Source organism: Variovorax sp. dw_954 (assembly GCF_018449755.1).
Taxonomy (GTDB): Bacteria; Pseudomonadota; Gammaproteobacteria; order Burkholderiales; family Burkholderiaceae_C; genus Variovorax.
The window spans coordinates 1-349 of record NZ_JAAVVD010000124.1; the positions used below are offsets into that span (position 1 = coordinate 1).

The following is a 349-nucleotide window of genomic DNA, read 5'->3' on the forward strand; positions in this document are numbered from 1 at the left end:
GTTGAACTTGGACAGGCGCTTGCTGCCCTTGCCGTCGAGTTCACGCACGTGCAGGTGCAGCACGGTGGCGCCGGCGTTGTAGCAGTCGACCGCCTTCTGGATCTGCTGGTCCATCGTGACAGGGATGTCCTCGGGGAAGTCGGAGGGCACCCACGACGGCGCGTAGGGCGCGGCCGTGATGATCAGGGGTTGCTGGTTCTCGGGATAGAGGGAGCCGTCGAGGTAGTTCATGGTGTGTGTCCGTGTTCGAAGTGTCTTGAGGTAAGGCAGGCGGAGTTGGCCTCAGAAGGGCGTGTCGCCCACGATGGCGGCGCGGTCCATCTTTCGATGGCAGGGCGCGTAGTCCATG

1 protein-coding gene is annotated in these 349 nt (G+C 63.6%); it reads right to left on the minus strand.

Features of this window, described 5'->3' with window-relative positions:
* The coding region (locus HB681_RS37810; protein ID WP_213960004.1) for a 3-keto-5-aminohexanoate cleavage protein at positions 1–231 on the minus strand (231 nt) is incomplete at its 3' end.
* Positions 232–349 lie beyond the last annotated feature (118 nt).